This is a genomic window from Photorhabdus sp. S10-54 (assembly GCF_963878145.1).
Lineage (GTDB): Bacteria > Pseudomonadota > Gammaproteobacteria > Enterobacterales > Enterobacteriaceae > Photorhabdus > Photorhabdus kayaii.
This window is the reverse complement of the sequence record NZ_CAWNXG010000154.1, coordinates 1-870: the sequence shown is the minus strand read 5'-3', so window position 1 is coordinate 870 and position 870 is coordinate 1. Positions and strand designations below refer to the sequence as shown.

The following is an 870-nucleotide window of genomic DNA, read 5'->3' as shown; positions in this document are numbered from 1 at the left end:
AGGGCAGCGAATAATAGAGCGTGTCGTTTTGGCTGCCTTTCCCGGCAGACGCGTGAATATCGCGCCCACCGGAGAGATAGAACAGGTCGCTTAACGCCAGCGGGTTATCCAGAAAGAAGGTGAATCCGCCCTGATAACGGCCGGTGCTTTTGGCGCCGGTATCATCCAGATACGTGGCGACTCGCCAGTGCCGTGACTGACGCCAGTCCAGCACAATATCACTCTCCCCCGGTTGCGCTGCCGGGACAATGTTCATGTCCGCCTGAACGGTCGGGAAACGTTGCAAGTTTTCCAGTCCCTGCTCAATGTCCCGTAAATCCAGCAATTTTCCTTCACGCGCGGGAAAGGGGGTTATCCGCTGGATATATTTTCCGCTGTCAGGGGTATAGCGGATATGTCGGATGTAGCCCGGTATCATCACCAGTTTTAGCGTTTGGGTATGCAGATCCTGGCGAGGGACCAGAACCCGGCTGGTGACATAGCCGTGATTGATGAGCTGATCTTGCAGCCGGGTCATCAGCCGGTTAATGCCCTGAGCGCCGAGGCAATGGTTTTCACCCTGTTGAGCGACACGCCTGAACGGCAACCAGTGCGGGAAATTTTCAGTGCCTGCCAACACGACGCGGGTGATCGGAAAACACGGCGTTTCCAGTGGAAAGGCGGATGACACCGCCTGTTCGGGGACAGACAGGTGAACCTCCGCAGGGGGTGGGGCTAATTGCGCCTCCAGGGCTTGCTGGCGGGCCTGTTGATGAATGAGTTGTTGTGCTGAGAGGTCGGCAGCCTGACTGCCTGAAACCACGCTATAAAAAACCGTAAACACTAAAATACTGCTTTTCATTGACTTTCTATTCCACAATGCCAGAGCGG

Annotated in this window: 1 protein-coding gene; it reads right to left on the bottom strand. The window is 55.6% G+C overall.

Annotated elements, in window-relative coordinates:
- A partial coding sequence (locus tag AACQ83_RS24255; RefSeq protein ID WP_146748316.1) for a ShlB/FhaC/HecB family hemolysin secretion/activation protein occupies positions 1 to 841 on the bottom strand: 841 nt, incomplete at its 3' end.
- Positions 842 to 870: the final 29 nt, after the last annotated feature.